This is a genomic window from Paenibacillus agricola, from assembly GCF_011440305.1.
Classification (GTDB): Bacteria; Bacillota; Bacilli; order Paenibacillales; family NBRC-103111; genus Paenibacillus_S; species Paenibacillus_S agricola.
Genome location: NZ_JAAOIW010000004.1, coordinates 315,348 through 333,877, shown reverse-complemented (window position 1 = coordinate 333,877; position 18,530 = coordinate 315,348). Strand labels below are relative to the sequence as shown.

Genomic DNA, 18,530 nt, shown 5'->3' with positions numbered 1-18,530 from the left:
CATAAAAAAGCCAACGAGCAGGATTAAACCTGCTTGCTGGCTTTTTGGATGGTGTTATGACTTATACAATATCCCTAAATAATCCGACTACTCTGCCTAAAATGCTGACATTTTTTAAGCGGATGGGTTCCATAGTGCTGTTCTCTGGCTGGAGGCGGATATGATCCTTTTCCTTGAAAAAACGCTTAACCGTTGCTTCATCATCCTCGGTCATAGCAACAACAATATCGCCGTTGTCAGCAGCCTGTTGCTGCCTTACGATGACATAATCGCCGTCATGTATACCGGCATCGATCATGCTGTCTCCTACAATGCTAAGCATAAATACGTTGTAATCACCGACATAATGGCTTGGAAGAGGGAAGTAATCTTCAATATTTTCTGTAGCGGTAATGGGTAGACCAGCAGTAACTCGTCCTATTAAAGGAACGCGAACAACGGATAAAGCGAAGCTGCTGCCTTCTGTTAAAGAGCCATCGGTAATTTCAATTGCTCGGGGTTTAGTCGGGTCGCGGCGAATAAGACCTTTTTTCTCTAATCGCTCTAAATGGCCGTGCACGGTAGAACTTGAAGCCAGACCTACTGCTTCACCGATTTCACGCACGGAAGGCGGATAGCCTTTATCTTTCACTTCATTCTTAATAAAATCTAGGATAGCCAATTGCCGAATGGATAGCTTACTCATTAGTATCACTCCAGTGCTTGGTAATAACTACCGAAAGTATAACATAGAACTCGGGTTCGTACAAACATAAGTTCTAATTTTGCATTGACACAAACGTTTGTTCGTGTTATTTTAAAAGGAGAACAAACGTTTGGGGAGGCAACACTATGTATATGAATGAACAACTTTTATCCAAGCCAGAGCCTACTAGTTTTCCGAGATTTTTCACTTTCTCTTTATCCCGTAAAAAACAAGCTAGAATCATTGGTGTATTTGCTGCCATTTTATTGATACTTGTTATAACCTTATCCTTATCTTTGATAGGTGCTGAGCAGGAGGTATATGCGTCCTCCGAACTACCACTAACTGCACAAACTGTTGAAATTGTAAAAGGTGATACCTTATGGGCTATAGCAAGTGAACATGTACATAAAGGACAAAAGATCAGAGAATATTTGGATCAACTTAAGAAAATGAACGGACTAACCTCAAGTGTGATCCAGGAAGGGCAAATCTTAAAGCTGCCTTGAAGCTTTCTTATTATATGGCCCCCCATAACCATTAGGATGATCTGTCCTGATGGTTATTTTTTGTTGTCTATTTGCATGGACAAGGCTTCAACAATGGCTGAAATCCCCAACGCTTGTACTCGCCGACACTCCGTTGTAGGGGGTTGAGCCATGACTTTTTTTTGGCAATAGTACAGATAACCCGCTTCCTTTTAGCCTGACTCTTGACAATGCAATCCTACAATGTCAAAGTATACTTTGATGCAATAACGAAGAATTATTTTGTTATCGTAGAGTCCAGCGGCTTCCTATGCGCTGAGAATAATATAACCGGGAGTGTTCGCATGAATCAGGGAACCGAACAGTATATTAAACGCATTAATGAACTTGCCAATAAAGCCAAGACCGAAGGCTTAACCGATGAGGAATTGGAAGAGCGTAATGAGCTTCGCAAGCTTTACATTGAAGCATTTAGAGGCTCACTTCGCAACCAATTGGAATCGATTAAATTTGTCGATGAGGTCGAAGTGGAAGCAGATGACGAACAAAAGAAATGAAACGGAGGTAGACGAGCAGTGGAGTATCGCGTATTGGGCAAAAGTGGCATTGTCGTATCGGAATTATGTTTGGGAACGATGACATTTGGCAATACAACGAATGAGGAAGACTCAATGGCGATGATCCACCGGTTTTTGGATCAAGGCGGTAATTTTTTGGATACAGCTAATGTCTATGTCTCAGGCCGTTCTGAGGAAATTGTGGGCAAGGCGATTCAAAGCCGGCGTTCCGATCTGATTTTAGCAACTAAGGTACGGTTTTCGACGGCCGATAATGTTAATCATGTTGGGCTTTCCCGCAAGCATATTCTAGATGGGGTAGAAGCCAGCTTAAAACGGCTAAATACGGATTACATTGATTTGTACCAAATGCATGTTTGGGATCATATCACGCCTATTGAAGAAACGCTGCGAACTTTGGATGACTTGGTTAGCTCAGGCAAAGTCCGATACATCGGCTGCTCCAATTTTTTGGCATACCAAATTATGAAATCTCTTGGGGTCAGCGACCACAACCGATATACCCGGTTTATATCCAACCAGCCTCAGTATAGCTTAGTTTCTCGCCAGATGGATAGAGAAGTGCTGCCATTATGCATAGAGGAAAATGTCGCTGTATTGCCTTGGGGACCTATTGGCGGTGGTTTTTTGACAGGTAAATATGGCCGTGGCGAAGCTCCAACTGAAGGAAGGCTAACTTCCAAAGCGGGCGAAAGCAGCTGGGATCTACGCAATTCCGAGAAAAATTTCCGTATTTTGGATGAAGTGCTTGCGGTGGCTGCGGAATTGGACAAAACACCGGCACAGGTTGCTCTGAATTGGCTTATCCATAAACAAGGAATCACTTCGCCTATTTTTGGGGCAAGGACATTGGAGCAATTTGACGAGAACATGGGCGCTGTGGGTTGGAAGTTGTCGAATGACCATTGGAATCGTTTGGATACAATTAGTGCGCTTGAGGATGATTATCCCTATCGTTTTATTAAAAAGTTTAGACGCGAATTTTAAGTGGGATTGGTAAAGGAGATTGCTTATGTCACGTAAGTGGGAACGCATGGTGAAGAAGAATACGAAAACGATCAATAAAACTAGGGTCAAACAAGGCAAAGAAACGATTAGCCAAGCCACATCTGCTGATGGTGCGATCACGCTTAAGGGGCGGAACTGGACATTGTCGCTCTTGCTATTTTGTGTCGGCATTTTTTGCTTCATAACCTTCAGAGGTACATCACAAGAAGATAATTTATATTGGATTACAGGCGGAAGCTACATACTATTAAGCATATTTATGTATTTTGTAAGGCGTCCTCATCTTAAGATCGGCAAGGATTATTTGGGAACCCGGCGTTTTACGGGAGACAAAAGAATGAAAGCTGAAGAAATTAAAGACATTGCAATTTCGAAAGATACGGTATCGATATCGTTTACCAGCAACAAAGGGAAATGGGCATTTACCCGATTTTACCACCGGATGAATATCGCTGAAATTTCCGAGAAACTGAAGGAATTTGCCGAGAACAACGCAGTAACCTTGAAAATGGAAAAATAAGAAACAAACTATTATAATTTCAGCGGATAAGGAAGAGATATCAAAATGGCTATTAAAGCACTATTATTTGATTTGGATGATACGTTATTATGGGATGACCGCAGTGTAAAAGAAGCGTTTGAAGCTACTTGTAGGTTTGCTGCCGATGAAACGGGTGTTAATCCTGCGGAATTGGAGCAAGCGGTACGCCAAGAGGCAAGGAAGCTGTACGAATCTTACGAAACCTATGAATTTACGAAAATGATTGGGATTAATCCCTTCGAGGGGCTCTGGGCTCATTTTACTGAAGGTGAAAATGATAATTTTCGCAAGCTGGAGCGTTTAGCACCAGGCTACCGAACGGAATCATGGACACGAGGGCTCAAGGTGCTGGGGATTGATGATGCTAAGCTTGGCTACGAGCTTGGAGAACGATTCCCGGCTGAACGGCGGGCGCGTCCTATTGTGTATGAAGAAACCTTTGAAGTGCTACAGCAGTTAAAAGGCAGCTACAAGCTGCTGCTGCTGACGAATGGCTCGCCTGACTTACAAAAGGAAAAGCTGGCAGGCGTGCCTGAGCTTGCCCCCTATTTTGACCATATTGTGATTTCCGGCAATCATGGCGAAGGTAAACCGGCAGTTTCGATCTTTAACCATGCCCTAAGCTTGCTAGAAGTTCATGCGGATGAAGCCGTTATGATCGGAGATAAGCTGACAACGGATATATTGGGTTCTAATAAAGTTTCGATGCGTAATATGTGGGTCAACCGGCATAAGATGCAAGGGGATAATGAGATTAGGGCAAGTTATGAGATAGGCAGCCTTCGTGAAATTCAAGGCATTATCGATTCTATGGACTAGTTTTGCTCATCCATTACGCATCTCGTGGACATGAATAGACCCGCCAACATTTGCATGTAAAATGGCGGGTTTTTTGTTGAGAATATGCTAATAAAGAATTAAGCTTTTTGGAAGGTCGCATCTTCATAAGGGTGGGCAATCCAACCCTCAGTTTCAATAAATAAGCGTACTGCCACGATTTGACGATTTTCCATAAGGGTGAAGAAATGGGCCTTATGCTCAGGAACCGAAATTACATCCCCGGCTTCCAACTCCACATCGAAGTAACCAACATCATCGGTGCCTTTAATGATAAAGATGCCTTTGCCGGCAGTAATGGCGCGAACCTCGTCTTCGACATGCGTATGCACCTGCTCAAACTTTTTCAGCAGATCATCGAGGTTGGGAGTGGCATCGGATAAAGCGATCAGGTCCCAGGTTTTGTAGCCACGTCTTGCGGCCAGGTCTTTGATTTCTTCATCAAAGGTGGATAGGATTTGCGCCTTTTCCTCATCAGTAAGCTTGAATTTCTCATGCAGCTCAGCAGGAAGCTTGCTGGCTTCCCAATGCTCGTAAAGAACTTCCTGTTTTTCTAAAAAGGATTTTACATTATGTTCACCGGATATACGTTCATTGCTGTTGCGAATGCGGATTTCAGCCACGATCATCCCTCTTTCCATTCCATTGTATGTTTCTACCCTATAGTATAATGGAAATTCAGTATTCTGTCGATTGATTGAATAAATAAAACCTATGCGAATAATAAGATTTTAAAATTGTCCATTTAAACCAGCTTCTAACCGTCTTTTTACATAGATTTTATCTCATACCTAGGCATTACCTTTTCATGCTGAGTGGTTTCTGATACACTTAGGTTTACAATTGGACGGATATCGCCTGAAAGGAAGATTATCATGCATAAATTACCACTAGTAGAACAGTTGAAAAATAAAATAATGATTTTGGACGGTGCGATGGGTACCATGATCCAACAGGAAGACTTGACCGAGGATGATTTCAGTGGGGAAGACCTGGATGGTTGTAATGAATACCTTGTCGTTACTCGGCCTGATGTCATTTCCAAAATACACGAGGCTTATTTTGCAGCTGGCGCCGACATTATTGAAACGAATACATTCGGTGCGACAAGTGTCGTATTGGCCGAATATGATTTGCAGGATCGGGCTAGGGAGCTTAATCTCATCGCCGGCAAGCTGGCTGTTGACGCTGCCCGAAAATTCAGCACACCGGAATGGCCGCGTTACGTCGCTGGTGCGCTTGGGCCCACTACGAAGACATTGTCTGTAACTGGCGGTGTTACGTTTGAGGAATTGATCGACAGCTATTATGAGCAGGCTGTAGCTCTTATTGAATGTGGAGTGGATGCGATGCTGCTTGAAACCTCGCAGGATACACTGAATGTCAAGGCGGGCAGCATCGGTATTCACAAGGCTTTTGAAACGACTGGCATTACGTTGCCTTTAATGATCTCCGGTACGATTGAGCCGATGGGCACAACGCTAGCTGGGCAAAATATAGAATCCTTTTATATCTCGCTTGAGCATCTTAAACCGATTTCTATCGGGCTTAACTGCGCAACAGGACCTGAGTTTATGCGTGACCATATTCGCTCGCTGTCCGAGCTGGCTATGACAGCCGTAAGCTGTTACCCCAATGCTGGGCTTCCCGATGAGAACGGTAACTATCACGAAACGCCGGACTCCTTGGCCAAAAAGCTATCCGGCTTTGCCGAGCAGGGCTGGTTGAATATTGCAGGTGGCTGCTGTGGAACGACGCCTGACCATATCCGGGCGATGGTTGATGAATTATCCAAATTTAAGCCAAGGGTCTACGCAGAAGCTCACTTATCTGCTGTATCAGGCATAGAAACGGTATTTATCGAGGATGCGAACCGCCCCTACATGATCGGGGAACGTACCAATATATCCGGCTCACGCAAATTTAAGCGATTAATGAAAGAGGGTAAGTTCGAGGAAGGGGCAGAGGTAGCCCGCGCACAGGTTAAAAATGGTGCCTATATTATCGACATCAACGTTCAGGATACCGATATTGATGAAGCTTATGCGATGGAAAATTTCTTGAAGGAAGTCGTCAAAAAAGTTAAGGTTCCCTTGATGATCGATTCTACCTATGACCATATTATTGAGCTGGGTCTGAAGTATTCGCAAGGCAAGGCGCTTATTAATTCGATTAACCTTGAAGATGGCGAAGCTAAGTTCGAAGCGATTCTTCCGTTAATTCACCGTTATGGCGCTGCTGTCGTTATGATTCTCATTGATGAAAGAGGACAAGCTGTAACGCGCCAAGCTAAGTTAGAGGTAGCAGAGCGCTCCTATGAATTGTTGACCAAGAAGTATGGTATGAACCCACAGGATATTATTTTTGATCCGAATATGTTTCCGGTAGGCTCTGGAGATCCACAATATATAGGTTCTGCCGTTGAGACGCTTGAAGGCATAAAAATGATCAAGGAAAGGTTTCCGGAATGTAAAACAATTCTTGGGCTTAGTAATGTATCGTTTGGGCTGCCGCCGGCTGGACGCGAGGTATTAAACTCGGTTTATTTGTACCATGCTACCAAAGCTGGGCTTGATTTTGCTATCGTTAATACGGAAAATCTGGAACGGTATGCCTCGATTGGTGCTATCGAGAAGGAGCTTGCCGAAAAGCTGATCTTTGACACGACGGATGACACCTTGGCTGAATTCGTAGCCCATTTCCGTGAGAAAAAGGTCGATAAGAAGGAAAAAATCTCCAATTTGACCCTTGAAGAGCGTTTGGCTTCCTATGTCGTTGAAGGCACCAAAGAAGGCTTAATTCCCGATCTGAATGAAGCGATGTTAACAAAAGCACCACTGGACATCATTAATGGACCTTTGATGACCGGGATGTCAGAGGTGGGACGTCTCTTTAACGCCAATGAGCTGATCGTTGCGGAGGTTCTGCAAAGCGCGGAGGTGATGAAGGCCTCAGTCAACCATTTGGAGCCTTTTATGGAAAAAGCGGATAGTGCCGTCAAAGGGACGATTATGCTTGCTACTGTTAAGGGTGATGTCCATGATATCGGTAAAAACCTCGTTGAGATTATCTTGTCGAATAATGGCTACAAAATCATAAATTTAGGCATTAAAGTACCGCCTGATCAAATTATAGCTGCTTTCCACAGGGAGAAGCCTGATGCGATTGGCTTGTCTGGCTTGCTGGTTAAATCCGCACAGCAAATGGTCATTACCGCGCAGGATTTAAAAAGCGCCGGTATCGATGTTCCGATCCTGGTCGGTGGCGCCGCGCTTACACGCAAGTTCACGAAAACGCGGATTGCACCGGAATATGAAGGTGTAGTGCTATATGCGAAGGATGCGATGGACGGCTTGGACATAGCGAACAAGCTGAGCGACCCGATCCAAAAGGTGCAATTGATCAAGGAATTGCGGGAGAGCATGGAGTCCGATGTGATGGAATCCGGTAAGAAGCAGGAAGCCATGCCTGTGCTGACACGAGTGCTTAAATCATCGATCGACCGCACGTTACCGGTTCAAGTGCCTAATAGCCTGGAGCGGCGGGTCATCCGCGATTACCCGATCAGCCATGTTATGCCTTATATCAATATGCAAATGCTGCTAGGCCATCATCTTGGCTTAAAGGGCAAGGTTGAGAAAATGCTCGCTGATAAAGAGCCTAAAGCTGTGCAGCTAAAAGAAACCGTCGATGAAATATTGGCTCAAGCGCAAAAGCAGGGCATTATTAAGACACACGCGATTTATCGGTTTTTCCCGGCGCAATCCTCGGGCGACGATATTTTCGTTTATGATCCTGCGGATACAACGAAGGTTTTACAGAAGTTCTCATTTCCACGGCAGCAAACAGACCCGTATTTCTGCCTTGCCGATTATTTGAAATCGACAGAAAGCGGCGAGATGGATTACATCGGCTTTATGGTCGTTACGGCGGGCCATGGCATTAATGAAATTGCCGCAGATTGGCGGGCTAAGGGCGACTATTTACGGTCGCATGCATTACAATCTACTGCGCTCGAAACAGCGGAAGCATTGGCTGAACGCGTGCATCAGATGATGCGCGATGCGTGGGGCTTCCCGGATCCAGCGAATATGACGATGGGCGAGCTATTCGGAGCCAAATACCGTGGACAACGGTTTTCGTTTGGTTATCCGGCCTGCCCTAACCTTGAGGATCAACAGCAGTTGTTCGAGCTCTTGAAGCCGGAGGATATTGGCGTGGAATTAACCGAGGGCTGCATGATGGAGCCGGAGGCATCCGTGTCCGCTATTGTATTCTCACATCAAGAGGCACGTTATTTTAATGTCGATAAAGTTTAGGTTATACTAGGAGGAGTGGAGGCACAGCGGCTCCACTCTTTCCCTATGTTTAGGGACAAGCACCAACAAAGCTAACCAAGCCCAGCGAATGAAAGGGAGAAGATGAGGTTGGAAATTTACTTTCTCGGAACAGGCGCAGGAATGCCTTCCAAGGAGCGGAATGTATCCGCTATCGTCTTAAACCTGCTTGCCGAAAATAATAGCTTTTGGATGTTTGATTGCGGGGAAGGAACCCAGCAGCAGATTTTACGTTCGCCTGTACGTACCAGCAAGCTGGAAAAATTATTTATTACCCATCTGCATGGTGATCACATATATGGGATTCCCGGGCTGCTCACCAGCCGCTCCTACCAAGGCGGAGATGCTCCTTTGACCATCTACGGGCCGGTAGGCACGGAATTGTTCATCCGCACTGCGCTTGATGTCAGCCAGGCACATTTAACCTATGAAATGAAGGTTATAGAATTTGCGCCCAAGGAGCAGGAGCTCTTACACGAGGATCAGGAGTTTGCTGTCTATGTGGCACCTTTGGTGCATCGCGTCAGCAGCTATGGCTTCCGTATTGTTGAAAAGGAGCAGCAGGGCAGCTTGCGTGCAGATCAACTAAAAAAGCTTGGCATCTCGTCTGGACCCATGCTCGGCCGAATCAAGCAAGGCATGGATATTACGCTTGAGGACGGCACGGTGCTACGCGCAAAGGATTTTATTGGCCCTCCGGTTCCGGGACGCATAATAACCATACTTGGGGATACGCAGCCTTGCTTATATTCACTGGAGCTTGCCAGGGATGCTGATGTGTTAGTGCATGAAGCGACCTTTGCCGAAGAGAAAAAGCAGCTGGCAGTAGCCTATGACCATTCAACAGCGATTGATGCGGCACGAACAGCACGGGATGCGGGGGCACAAGCTTTGATCTTGACCCATATCAGCTCCCGTTACCAGAAGGACGAAGCCATGCTATTGGTTGATGAGGCTAAACAAACGTTTCCAGAGGTTTATTTGGCGCGCGACCACTGGAGCTTCGAGGTGGCGAAGCCAAAACGGGACTGCCATTAGGTGTTTTATAGGAAATTATGAGAATAGAGCGCAGGGATGCGTTCTTTTTTTCGTTTCTCTGAACGATCCCATCAGAGGCCAAAAATAAAAGAGTGTTAAGGCGGTGTTAAGGTTTGCCCGGAATTTCATTGGTATCCGTATGTTTATTGGTAATCACCCAAAAAATGTTCGTGTTTAGACTTTAATTTTTGTCGTAAATAGTCGAATTCCAATTATTTATCTTAAAAAACCCGTTGACCATTGTGCATATGCTGTGTTTAAATGGAATAAATAAGCATTCCTACACGATGAGAACGCATGGGCAGCATGAGATATTTAATCTTCAACCTGCCTGTTTGCGGCAGTTTTTTTTTAGTCTTGATTGGGGGATTAAATATGGCTCCACGCAAACGTATTGGTGATTTATTGGTTGAAGCGGGCTTATTGTCGGCAGAGCAGCTACAACATGCATTAAAGGAACAACGTGAATCGAAAATGCGGCTTGGCGAATTTTTAATTGACCGGCAATATTTGACGGAGCAGCAGTTGATTGAGGTGCTGGAATTCCAGTTAGGCATTCCGCATATTCAGCTGTACCGCCAGAAAATAGAGACCAAGGTGATTAACATTATTTCCCAACGTCTTGCTGAGCAGCATCAGGTGCTGCCGATACGGACAGAAGGCAATAAATTAATCGTAGCGATGGCAGATCCCCTTGATTATTTTGCCATAGATGAGCTTCGCATGAGCACTGGGATGAGGATTGAACCTACGATCGCCGCTAGAGATGAGCTGCAAAGGGCCATTAAACGGTATTACGGGCTTCAGGAGTCAGTTGAGCAAATCAACCAAATTTTGCAAGGGCGGGAAACGGAAGAGGTAAAGACTACGCAGGAGGAAGAGGATTCTCCGGTCGTCAAGACAGTTAATCAAATTATTATTCAAGCCGTACAAATCGGTGCGAGTGATATCCATATAGATCCCCAAGAGGATAGCTTGCGTATCCGTTACCGGGTGGATGGTGTGATGCGAACCGAGCGAACCTTGCCACCTACGATGCAAAGCGTAATTATTGCACGGATCAAAATTATGGCCAACCTGAATGTTGCTGAGCGGCGTCTGCCCCAGGATGGGCGGGTCGAGATGGATATCGAATTCCGCAAGGTAGATATTCGAATCGCGACCTTGCCCACGATCCATGGCGAGAAGGTTGTTATGCGGGTTCTGGATATGGGCAGCACCTTAACTGAAATTGAAAAGCTTAATTTTTCTGAGCATAATTACCAGCTATTTCTGAATGGAATCAATAACGCCCATGGCGTTGTTTTAATAACAGGACCTACAGGCAGCGGTAAAACGACCACATTGTACTCAGCCTTGTCCCGTTTAAATAATGATGAAGTCAATGTGATTACCGTTGAAGACCCTGTTGAGTATCAGCTTCATGGTATCAATCAGGTGCAGGTGAACAATGTGACCGGTTTGACATTTGCCCGTGGTCTCAGGGCCATATTGCGGCAGGATCCCAACATTGTGATGATCGGTGAGATCCGTGACTCGGAAACTGCAGAGATTGCGGTTAGGGCGGCAATGACGGGGCATTTGGTGCTGAGCACCTTACATACGAATAGCGCAGTTAACGCCATTACACGACTTGTGGATATGGGCATCGAGCCCTTCCTAATCTCATCCTCCGTGCATTGTATCGTTGCCCAGCGACTTGTTCGTAAAATATGCTCCAGCTGCACAGCTGCTTACACTCCATCTGTAGATGATCTTAAATTACTGGGCGATCACGGATTGTCTGGAGCTATAACACTACATAAAGGCAAAGGCTGTGAGGAGTGCGGGAGGACGGGGTATCGGGGGCGGATGGCTATCCACGAGGTGCTGATGCTGGATGATAAGCTGCGGTCGATGATTTTACAAAAAAGATCGGATAGTGAATACCGTGCTTATGGGTTATCACAATCCTTGATACCTATGATGGTAGATGGCTTGAAAAAGGTGGTCGCGGGCCATACAACGATTGCCGAGGTGTTTAGAGTTACAGGAAAAGAATGAATGAAATTATATCTTACATAAAATGTTATATGTTTAGTTCTAATTTCCTATATATACCTATGATTTGGTAGATTGATGTAGTATAATTGAGTAAATAGTCCCATCTTATGATAGCATTCCCCTAGCAGAAAGGTTGCCGGAACGATGAGTATGACAGCTTTATTACATCTCGCTTTTGAACAAAAAGCTTCGGATATCCATATTACGGTATACTCACCGGTGATGCTGCGGATTCATGGCCAATTAAAACCGGTTAACGACAAGCCTTTAACGCCGTCTGATACTTTGGATTTAGCTAAAGAATTGATGACCACCGAGCAATATGAAATGTTTATGGGCACGGGCGATCTCGATTTTTCCTATGGGATTCCCGATGTATCCCGATTTCGCGTCAATGTTTTTCAGCAAAAGGGCTTTGTCAGTATGACGATTCGTCTTATTCCGACTAAAATCCCCATGATGGAATCATTGGGCTTGCCGGCAATGGCTGAGGAGTTTGCCAAAAAGCCACAAGGCCTGCTGCTCGTCACTGGCCCTACAGGTAGTGGGAAATCAACTACGCTTGCCGCCATCGTGGACTACATTAACCGCACACGTCATGACCATATCATTACCCTGGAAGATCCGATCGAATTCGTACATCCCCATAAGTCCTGTATCGTGAACCAACGCGAGGTTGGCATTGATACAGACTCGTTCTCTTCGGGCTTGCGCGCTGCCTTGCGGCAGGATCCGGATGTTATCCTGGTTGGCGAAATGCGGGACCTGGAAACAATCTCTACGGCGATCACAGCAGCGGAAACTGGACATCTTGTGTTCGGCACTCTGCATACAGCCGATGCTCCCCAGACGATTGACCGCATCATCGATGTGTTCCCCACCGCAGCGCAGCAGCAGGTACGCGTACAGCTTGCCTCGGTGCTGCTAGGTGTGATGGCACAACGGCTGCTGCCTACGGTGGATGGACTGGGCAGAGTGGCAGCGATCGAAGTGATGGTGAACACACCAGCAATTGCCAATATGATCCGCTCGGAGAAGGTGCATCAAATTCGCTCTACCATGCAAACAGGCAAAGCCCAAGGCATGCAAACGATGGAGATGGCATTGCGTGAGCTGCTACAAAGACGGGCAATAACAGTGGATTCAGCGAAAGAGGCGTTGTTCGGCTTTGCGGACCTGCAATCATAACATCTGGAGTTGAACGTGATGCCGAAATTTAATTATCGAGCTGTGGACGACTACGGCAACTATTCCAAAGGCACCTTCGAATCCCCTAACTTCCAACAGGCGATGGAGGAGCTCAAGGGCAATGGACTGTGGATTCTCGACCTTGTTGACCAGAGCAAAAGCCTGTTGCGCAAAGAAATCAATTTTGGCGGCGGACCCAAGGTGAAGGTCGAGCATTTTACGGTGTTTTGCAGGCAGCTAGCAACCTTATATAAAGCTGGAATCAATATGGTTGAAGCCGTTCAGGTGCTGGGTGAACAAACAGAAAGCAAGGTGTTTAAAAAGGTGCTTTTGGGTGTTTCCGAGGATATGAAGCGAGGTACCCAATTTTCGATGGCGGCTTCCCATTATCCGAGTGTTTTTTCCGGCATCTTCATTAATATGATCCGTGCAGGTGAAGCGAGTGGTAATCTCGATGAGATGCTTAACCGTTTATCCATCTTTTACGAAAAGGAATATTACACGAAGCAAAAGGTGAAATCCGCGATGGTTTATCCGGTCATTATGGCGATCGTGACGGTCATTGTCGTTATTATTCTGATGATATTCGTCGTGCCTAAGCTGGTTGGCAATTTTGCGACGATGGGACTTGAACTGCCGCTTCCCACGCTTGTTGTCATAGCGATTAGCAAGTGGATGCAAGTGTATTGGTATATGGCTATTGCTTGTTTATTTATTCCCTCCCTCCTGCTGGCGATTATTAAAAAACTGCCGAATGGTGTGTATTATCTCGATTACGCCAAGCTGAAGCTGCCGGTTTTCGGCAGGCTGTGGCATAAGCAAGCACTTTCGCGTTTTAGCAGAACGTTTTGCTCCTTATTCGCAGCTGCAATTCCGATGCTCCAGATGATGACGATTGTTTCGTCCGTTGTAGGCAATGAAGCGGTATCCCGCTTAATTCTTGAGTCTCGTGAAGGCATTCGTGGGGGTAGCTCCATAGCCGAGCCTTTTAAACATACATGGCTTTTTCCACCGATGGTTGTACAGATGCTCCAGGTCGGCGAGAAGACGGGTGCCTTGGATACGATGCTCGAAAAGGTAGCCGATTTCTATGAGGCGGATGTGGATGCCATGGCGGACAGGTTAAAGTCGTTGCTAGAGCCCATTATGATTCTAATCCTTGCCGTAGTTGTCGGATTTATAGTATTAGCTGTGATGCTGCCTTCGTTTAAGCTGATGGAAAATCTTCATTAATTCAAGCTTCAATGCAACAAAATATAGAGAGTGGTTTACACATCCAAAGGAGGAATCAGCATGCAAGCAATTATGCGCAAGAAATGGAAATTATCACGTAATCAAAAAGGGATGACGTTGATCGAGTTAATGGCGGTCGTTGTTATTTTGGGGATTTTGGCAGCGGTAGCGGGGGCTGCGGTTATGGGTGGGTTTGATAAGTCTAAAACGAGTGCAGATGCCACCACAAAATCTGTTGTAGCGGATGCTGCACAACGTTATATCATGGATAAAAGTATGGTTTTAGGAACTACTCCATCTGTGATAACTATGGCGGAGCTTATAGCAGCAGGTAACCTTGTTTCAGTACCTAAATGGAGTAATGGCGTGGCTATAACAAGTGTATCCATGAATAATACGAGTACAACTGATTTTACTCTTGTATTTACGTATGCTCCATTGGCACCTTAAATAAAACAACTTAATTTCCCTTTTAATAAAAGGTAACCCTTTACCGGGTTACCTTTCTTTCACTAACTGCTTCACCCACGAAGGGGGCTCAACATGAACTCGCTGCACAATATTACTCAGCTCTATGTGGACTTTTTTATACGTTATCCCTTCGTTTGGGTTGCTTGTATCGGGCTGTTTGGGCTATTGATCGGCAGTTTTCTGAATGTGGTTGCGTTGCGTGTGCCTAAGAAGGAGTCTTTTGTATACCCACCCTCGCATTGTGTGCATTGCCAGCACAAGCTATCGGCAGGGGATCTTATCCCTGTACTGAGCTATATATATCTTCGTGGTGGCTGCCGTTATTGCGGCAAGCCGATTTCTCCGATTTACCCGATAGGTGAGCTGTCTACTGCAGTCTGGTTTGCGATTTTGGCAGCCTATTTTGGACCTGTAGCCGAGCTGTTCGTGGGACTTTTTTTCGTAATGGTGCTGGTCGCTGTAACTTTAACCGATTTGAAGTATATGCTAATTCCTGACCGTATTGTTTTTTTTGCAATGGGCGTTGGGCTGCTGCTGAGGCTGTTTATTCATCCATTGCCTTTATGGCAATATGCGCTTGGTTTTGTTGTGGGCGGCGGGGTTTTGTATGGAATTGCTTGGATTTCTGAAAATATGCTGCATAAAGAAGGAATGGGCGGCGGCGATATTAAGCTGTTTGCGTTTATCGGATTAATCGTGGGACCTGGAATGGCTTTATTTATTTTATTTATAGCTTGTTTTTTAGGCACTATTATTATCGGCTCCTTGCTGGTATCTGGACGTTGGTCCCGAGAGCGGCATTTACCGTTTGCTCCTTTTATAGCACTAGGCGCTTTGTTCGTGTATGTGTGGGGTATGGACCTCATTGAGCTTTACGTACAATTCATTCGCAGTTAACACTATGCTCGATCATTAGCAGTTTTCCTGAGAATCAAAGGAGGGTCAGTCATCATTGGGACACTTTACTAGCTTGTTACAACTTGTACGACCTATGACACGCTCCTTAGGTATCGAGATTACTGATTCCTCTATAAAAGCCGTAGAAATGACGGCTGGCTCCAAAGGCAAGCCGATCCTACACGGTTATGAGACGGAATATTTGCCCGACCAGGCTATTGACGATGGACGTATTAAGGAGCTGTATAGCGTTATTCGTACGATACAGACATTGGTTGCCAAACTCAATCCGAAAAGTAAACATGTGCATATGGTTGTACCGAGCCAATCCATCATGGTGCGGTTTTTGAAATTTCCCGATATTCCTTTAAAAGAATTGCAAAAGCTGGTTGATTTTGAAGTGAAGCATAATATCCATTTGCCTTTTGACCAACCGGTTTACGATTTCGTCAAGCTAAACGGAACGGAGGAGGGCGCTGCCAAGCCCAAATCGGCCATTAAGAAGCAAAAAGAGTCTAAAAAATCGCCCAAAGGCTCTGATGGGGATTGGCAAGGTCAAGCTGCTACAGGCAAGCAGGACAGCTTAGGGCTGGGTGGGGAACATGATCTTTTATTCGGTAATTCGAAGCAGCCTGAAGCGGATGCAGAAGCGCTGGAAAAGCTGCAATGTGATGTGATGCTTATCGCTGCACCGCGTGCGCTGGTTGACGAATACTCGGAGATCGCCAAATCGGCTGGATTAAAGCTTAAGAGCCTGGAAATCAAAGCGCTATCGCTATTTCGGCTTATCCATCAAATCCAGATTACCAATTCCAATGGTACGTTTCTCGTTGTCGATGTGAATCCGAAGGCTACGGATGTCAGTATTTTTCATGAAAGCCAGTTGAAAATAACCCGTAATCTCCCGATCCTTTTTGAGGAGAAAAAGGCAGAGGTTACTCACGAAGAAGGTTCACCGCTTGACAGCTTGTTTACTGATTTTAATACAGATTTTTCAGCTACGCATCATGCAAGCAATGATTTGGCTCATGAGCTGGAGCGCTTGTTGAATTTTTATCGATATACCTTAAATAACCGCACCCAAGTATTTGATCGTGTGCTGCTCTCCGGTGATGTCAATGGTTTGCCGGAATTGGCTGTGGTTTTGCAAGAAAAGCTCGGAATTGAAGTAGCCTTATTCGGAACCGACCAGATTACGAACGCTGCGGCACCCTTGAATCTGCTGTTTTCTACGTATTCGGTTACGATTGGATTGGCTTTAAGAGGTACGGGACGATGAGAAATATTAACCTGTTGCCCAAAATCCCCATCATTCGTCGCATTTATATTCCGCTTGTTATTAGCACTTTGGCCGTATCTGTGCTTTTTGCCGGAGGTCTGATGTTATATGGTGTTTATTTAAAAGCGGGCATTGCTCAGAAGGAAGCCCAGTCGAAGGAGCTTAGCAACTCGATTCAATCGCTGCGCTTGCAGAAAACGATGGATGAGCAAACGAAAAATTATCAGGCTTTAACAGCAGATATTGCCAAGCTCAAACAGGAGCGGCAATTTTGGCTGCCTTTGATTGAGCTTATTACAATCCAGCTTCCAGAGGTGGCACGCATTCAATCTATGGGTGTAGTGGCTGGAGCTAATGATGGCAAGATAGCGGTGAGCTCGCCTCAAGCGGCTGCAGCGGGCAGCCAAGTGGCGGGTACTGGACAAAAATTGGCGATAACGGCTGAATTCGGAGCACTGGAGCAAACCGCTGAATACGTGCTGCGCCTGCAGCAATCTCCGCTTCTTGAGAATGTGTTAATAAAAAGCATCCAGCGTGTTGATGGTGAAATCCCGATACCTCCGGCACCTATCGAAGTTATTCCGCCGATTCCTCCTTCAAGTGGGACAACCTTATCCCCGGAAGAAGAATTTAAGCGAATCATGGAGACCAAGCTCACCCCTGCAGAAAGCAAGGGGGATGAGCTGTTAAATGAGCTAAGCTGGACGATTAACCAACAGATGGTTGAGCAGCAATTTGGCATTGAAGTGCCAGACCAAAGCTTGATTACCCCAGAGGATACTAGTGCTGACGTGAGTATGTCTTTTGAGGAAATCATTCAAGACTCCCCCATTACATTAAAGGAGCTTAATGAGGCTAAAAAAAATCTCGAGCTTTTCAAACAATATAAGCTTCCCGAGCAACCCGTAACAACCTTGCCACCAGTGGCAGTTGCTCCTACGGTTGTCCAAACTAAAAAATATACGAAGTTTCAAGTCCAATTGGAGCTGACCTTAAAGGTACCAAACCAAATAAAGTAGGGGGAGCTTATGAACAAGCAAAAACTTCAAGAATATGCACAAACGCTAAGATCCCCCGCTTTTTTAATAGGTGCTAGTATCGTTATTGGGTTATTTCTTAATGTGTATGTACTCAGTTTTTTTGTCCTGCCTGTATTAACTGGACATGAAACCGCCGATACACGGGTTCAATCACTTGCCAAACTTAAAGAGAACGAGCTGCGCAATCCGACACCCATGAAAGCAACGGATGCAGAAATTGAAGCCCAGCTGCGCCAGGTTCCCATCAAAGAGGAAATGCCACGGTTTTATCTGAATCTCAAGGAGATCGAGAAACAATCGGGTGTAACCTTAAATAATATCCAATATGGGGAGGGCAACCAGGGCTCGGATGGTCTGGCCATGCTTATGAATGGCGCAGGAGCTAAGAATGCTGCCGGCGCCAACCAAGCTCCTCAGGCCCATATAGCACCTAATGCTGCGACGGGAGCGGTAGCACCTAATACAGGCTCAGCTATTCAAGAGATCCATATGACGGCTGTAGTTTCAGGAACGTACGCACAGATCACCTCATTTATCCAGCTATTGGATCAATCGGAACGATTAATTGCCATACGCGAGTGGAGTCTGCAGGTGAGTAAAAGCAGTGACCAAGCTACAGCAGGGACTGTGTCGACACCATCCTCTAATGAATTCGTAGCCAATGAGGCGTATTCGGTCGTTATAGATAAGATTAGTTTGAATCTTAAGCTTTCGTTATTTGCTGCCAATGGATATGTAGGGAAATTTAAGGAAGCAGCACCAATTCCAACTAAAGAAGTAGAACGAAGAGTTGATCCAACTTGGTCGGAGCAACAATTTATGAGATTGCTGGAAACTAATAATTAGCATCATTTGTTTACAGAGGAG

The 18,530-nt window shown here is 45.5% G+C and carries 17 protein-coding genes; 15 read left to right on the top strand and 2 right to left on the bottom strand.

The window, feature by feature from the left end:
* Positions 1–61 precede the first annotated feature (61 nt).
* The gene (gene lexA / locus G9U52_RS12995; protein ID WP_166150086.1) at positions 62–685 is read right to left on the bottom strand and encodes a transcriptional repressor LexA; all 624 of its coding nucleotides are present in this window, start codon (positions 683–685) and stop codon (positions 62–64) included.
* A 146-nt stretch (positions 686–831) separates the two neighbouring features.
* Between lexA and G9U52_RS12990 the strand changes: the two genes are divergently transcribed.
* The 5 genes from G9U52_RS12990 to G9U52_RS12970 all read left to right on the top strand — a co-directional run bounded on the left by G9U52_RS12990 (position 832) and on the right by G9U52_RS12970 (position 4,119).
* A complete protein-coding gene (locus tag G9U52_RS12990; RefSeq protein ID WP_166150085.1) occupies positions 832–1,194 on the top strand; it encodes a LysM peptidoglycan-binding domain-containing protein in 363 nt (120 codons plus the stop codon).
* Between the two features lie 323 nt (positions 1,195–1,517).
* Entirely contained in the window at positions 1,518–1,730 is a 213-nt protein-coding gene (locus G9U52_RS12985; RefSeq protein WP_166150084.1) for a DUF896 domain-containing protein, read from the top strand.
* Positions 1,731–1,748: 18 nt separating this feature from the next.
* On the top strand, positions 1,749–2,738 hold the full coding sequence (locus G9U52_RS12980; RefSeq protein WP_166150083.1) for an aldo/keto reductase: 990 nt from the start codon (positions 1,749–1,751) through the stop codon (positions 2,736–2,738).
* A 25-nt stretch (positions 2,739–2,763) separates the two neighbouring features.
* On the top strand, positions 2,764–3,279 hold the full coding sequence (locus G9U52_RS12975) for a hypothetical protein (protein ID WP_166150082.1): 516 nt from the start codon (positions 2,764–2,766) through the stop codon (positions 3,277–3,279).
* A gap of 45 nt (positions 3,280–3,324) precedes the next feature.
* Positions 3,325–4,119, top strand: a complete 795-nt coding sequence (locus G9U52_RS12970) for an HAD family hydrolase (protein ID WP_166150081.1) — start codon at positions 3,325–3,327, stop codon at positions 4,117–4,119.
* 98 nt (positions 4,120–4,217) lie between these two features.
* Here G9U52_RS12970 and mtnD read toward each other — a convergent pair whose 3' ends face one another.
* Positions 4,218–4,760: an acireductone dioxygenase gene (gene mtnD, locus G9U52_RS12965; RefSeq protein ID WP_166150080.1), complete on the bottom strand. Its 543-nt coding sequence runs from the start codon at positions 4,758–4,760 to the stop codon at positions 4,218–4,220.
* Between the two features lie 252 nt (positions 4,761–5,012).
* Here mtnD and metH point away from each other — a divergent pair, with 252 nt between their 5' ends.
* From metH to G9U52_RS12915, 10 genes are all read left to right on the top strand, one after another.
* Positions 5,013–8,456 carry a methionine synthase gene (gene metH / locus G9U52_RS12960; protein ID WP_166150079.1) on the top strand — a complete coding sequence of 1,148 codons (3,444 nt, stop codon included), beginning with the start codon at positions 5,013–5,015 and terminating at the stop codon, positions 8,454–8,456.
* 108 nt (positions 8,457–8,564) lie between these two features.
* Entirely contained in the window at positions 8,565–9,512 is a 948-nt protein-coding gene (gene rnz, locus G9U52_RS12955) for a ribonuclease Z (protein ID WP_166150078.1), read from the top strand.
* A 375-nt stretch (positions 9,513–9,887) separates the two neighbouring features.
* A complete protein-coding gene (locus G9U52_RS12950; RefSeq protein WP_166150077.1) occupies positions 9,888–11,555 on the top strand; it encodes a GspE/PulE family protein in 1,668 nt (555 codons plus the stop codon).
* Positions 11,556–11,699: 144 nt separating this feature from the next.
* Entirely contained in the window at positions 11,700–12,743 is a 1,044-nt protein-coding gene (locus G9U52_RS12945) for a type IV pilus twitching motility protein PilT (RefSeq protein ID WP_166150076.1), read from the top strand.
* Positions 12,744–12,761: 18 nt separating this feature from the next.
* Positions 12,762–13,976, top strand: a complete 1,215-nt coding sequence (locus G9U52_RS12940) for a type II secretion system F family protein (protein WP_166150075.1) — start codon at positions 12,762–12,764, stop codon at positions 13,974–13,976.
* Between the two features lie 60 nt (positions 13,977–14,036).
* Complete coding sequence (locus tag G9U52_RS40870; RefSeq protein WP_279538614.1) at positions 14,037–14,426, top strand: prepilin-type N-terminal cleavage/methylation domain-containing protein; 390 nt, start codon at positions 14,037–14,039, stop codon at positions 14,424–14,426.
* Between the two features lie 93 nt (positions 14,427–14,519).
* Positions 14,520–15,344, top strand: coding sequence for a prepilin peptidase (locus tag G9U52_RS12930; protein WP_166150074.1), 825 nt, complete (start codon positions 14,520–14,522; stop codon positions 15,342–15,344).
* A 55-nt stretch (positions 15,345–15,399) separates the two neighbouring features.
* A complete protein-coding gene (gene pilM, locus G9U52_RS12925) occupies positions 15,400–16,623 on the top strand; it encodes a type IV pilus biogenesis protein PilM (RefSeq protein WP_166150073.1) in 1,224 nt (407 codons plus the stop codon).
* Positions 16,620–17,642 (top strand): PilN domain-containing protein, encoded by a 1,023-nt coding sequence (locus tag G9U52_RS12920; RefSeq protein ID WP_166150072.1) that lies wholly within the window; start codon positions 16,620–16,622, stop codon positions 17,640–17,642. The genes pilM and G9U52_RS12920 overlap by 4 nt, the downstream gene beginning before the upstream one ends.
* A gap of 9 nt (positions 17,643–17,651) precedes the next feature.
* Positions 17,652–18,509, top strand: a complete 858-nt coding sequence (locus G9U52_RS12915; RefSeq protein WP_166150071.1) for a hypothetical protein — start codon at positions 17,652–17,654, stop codon at positions 18,507–18,509.
* Positions 18,510–18,530: the final 21 nt, after the last annotated feature.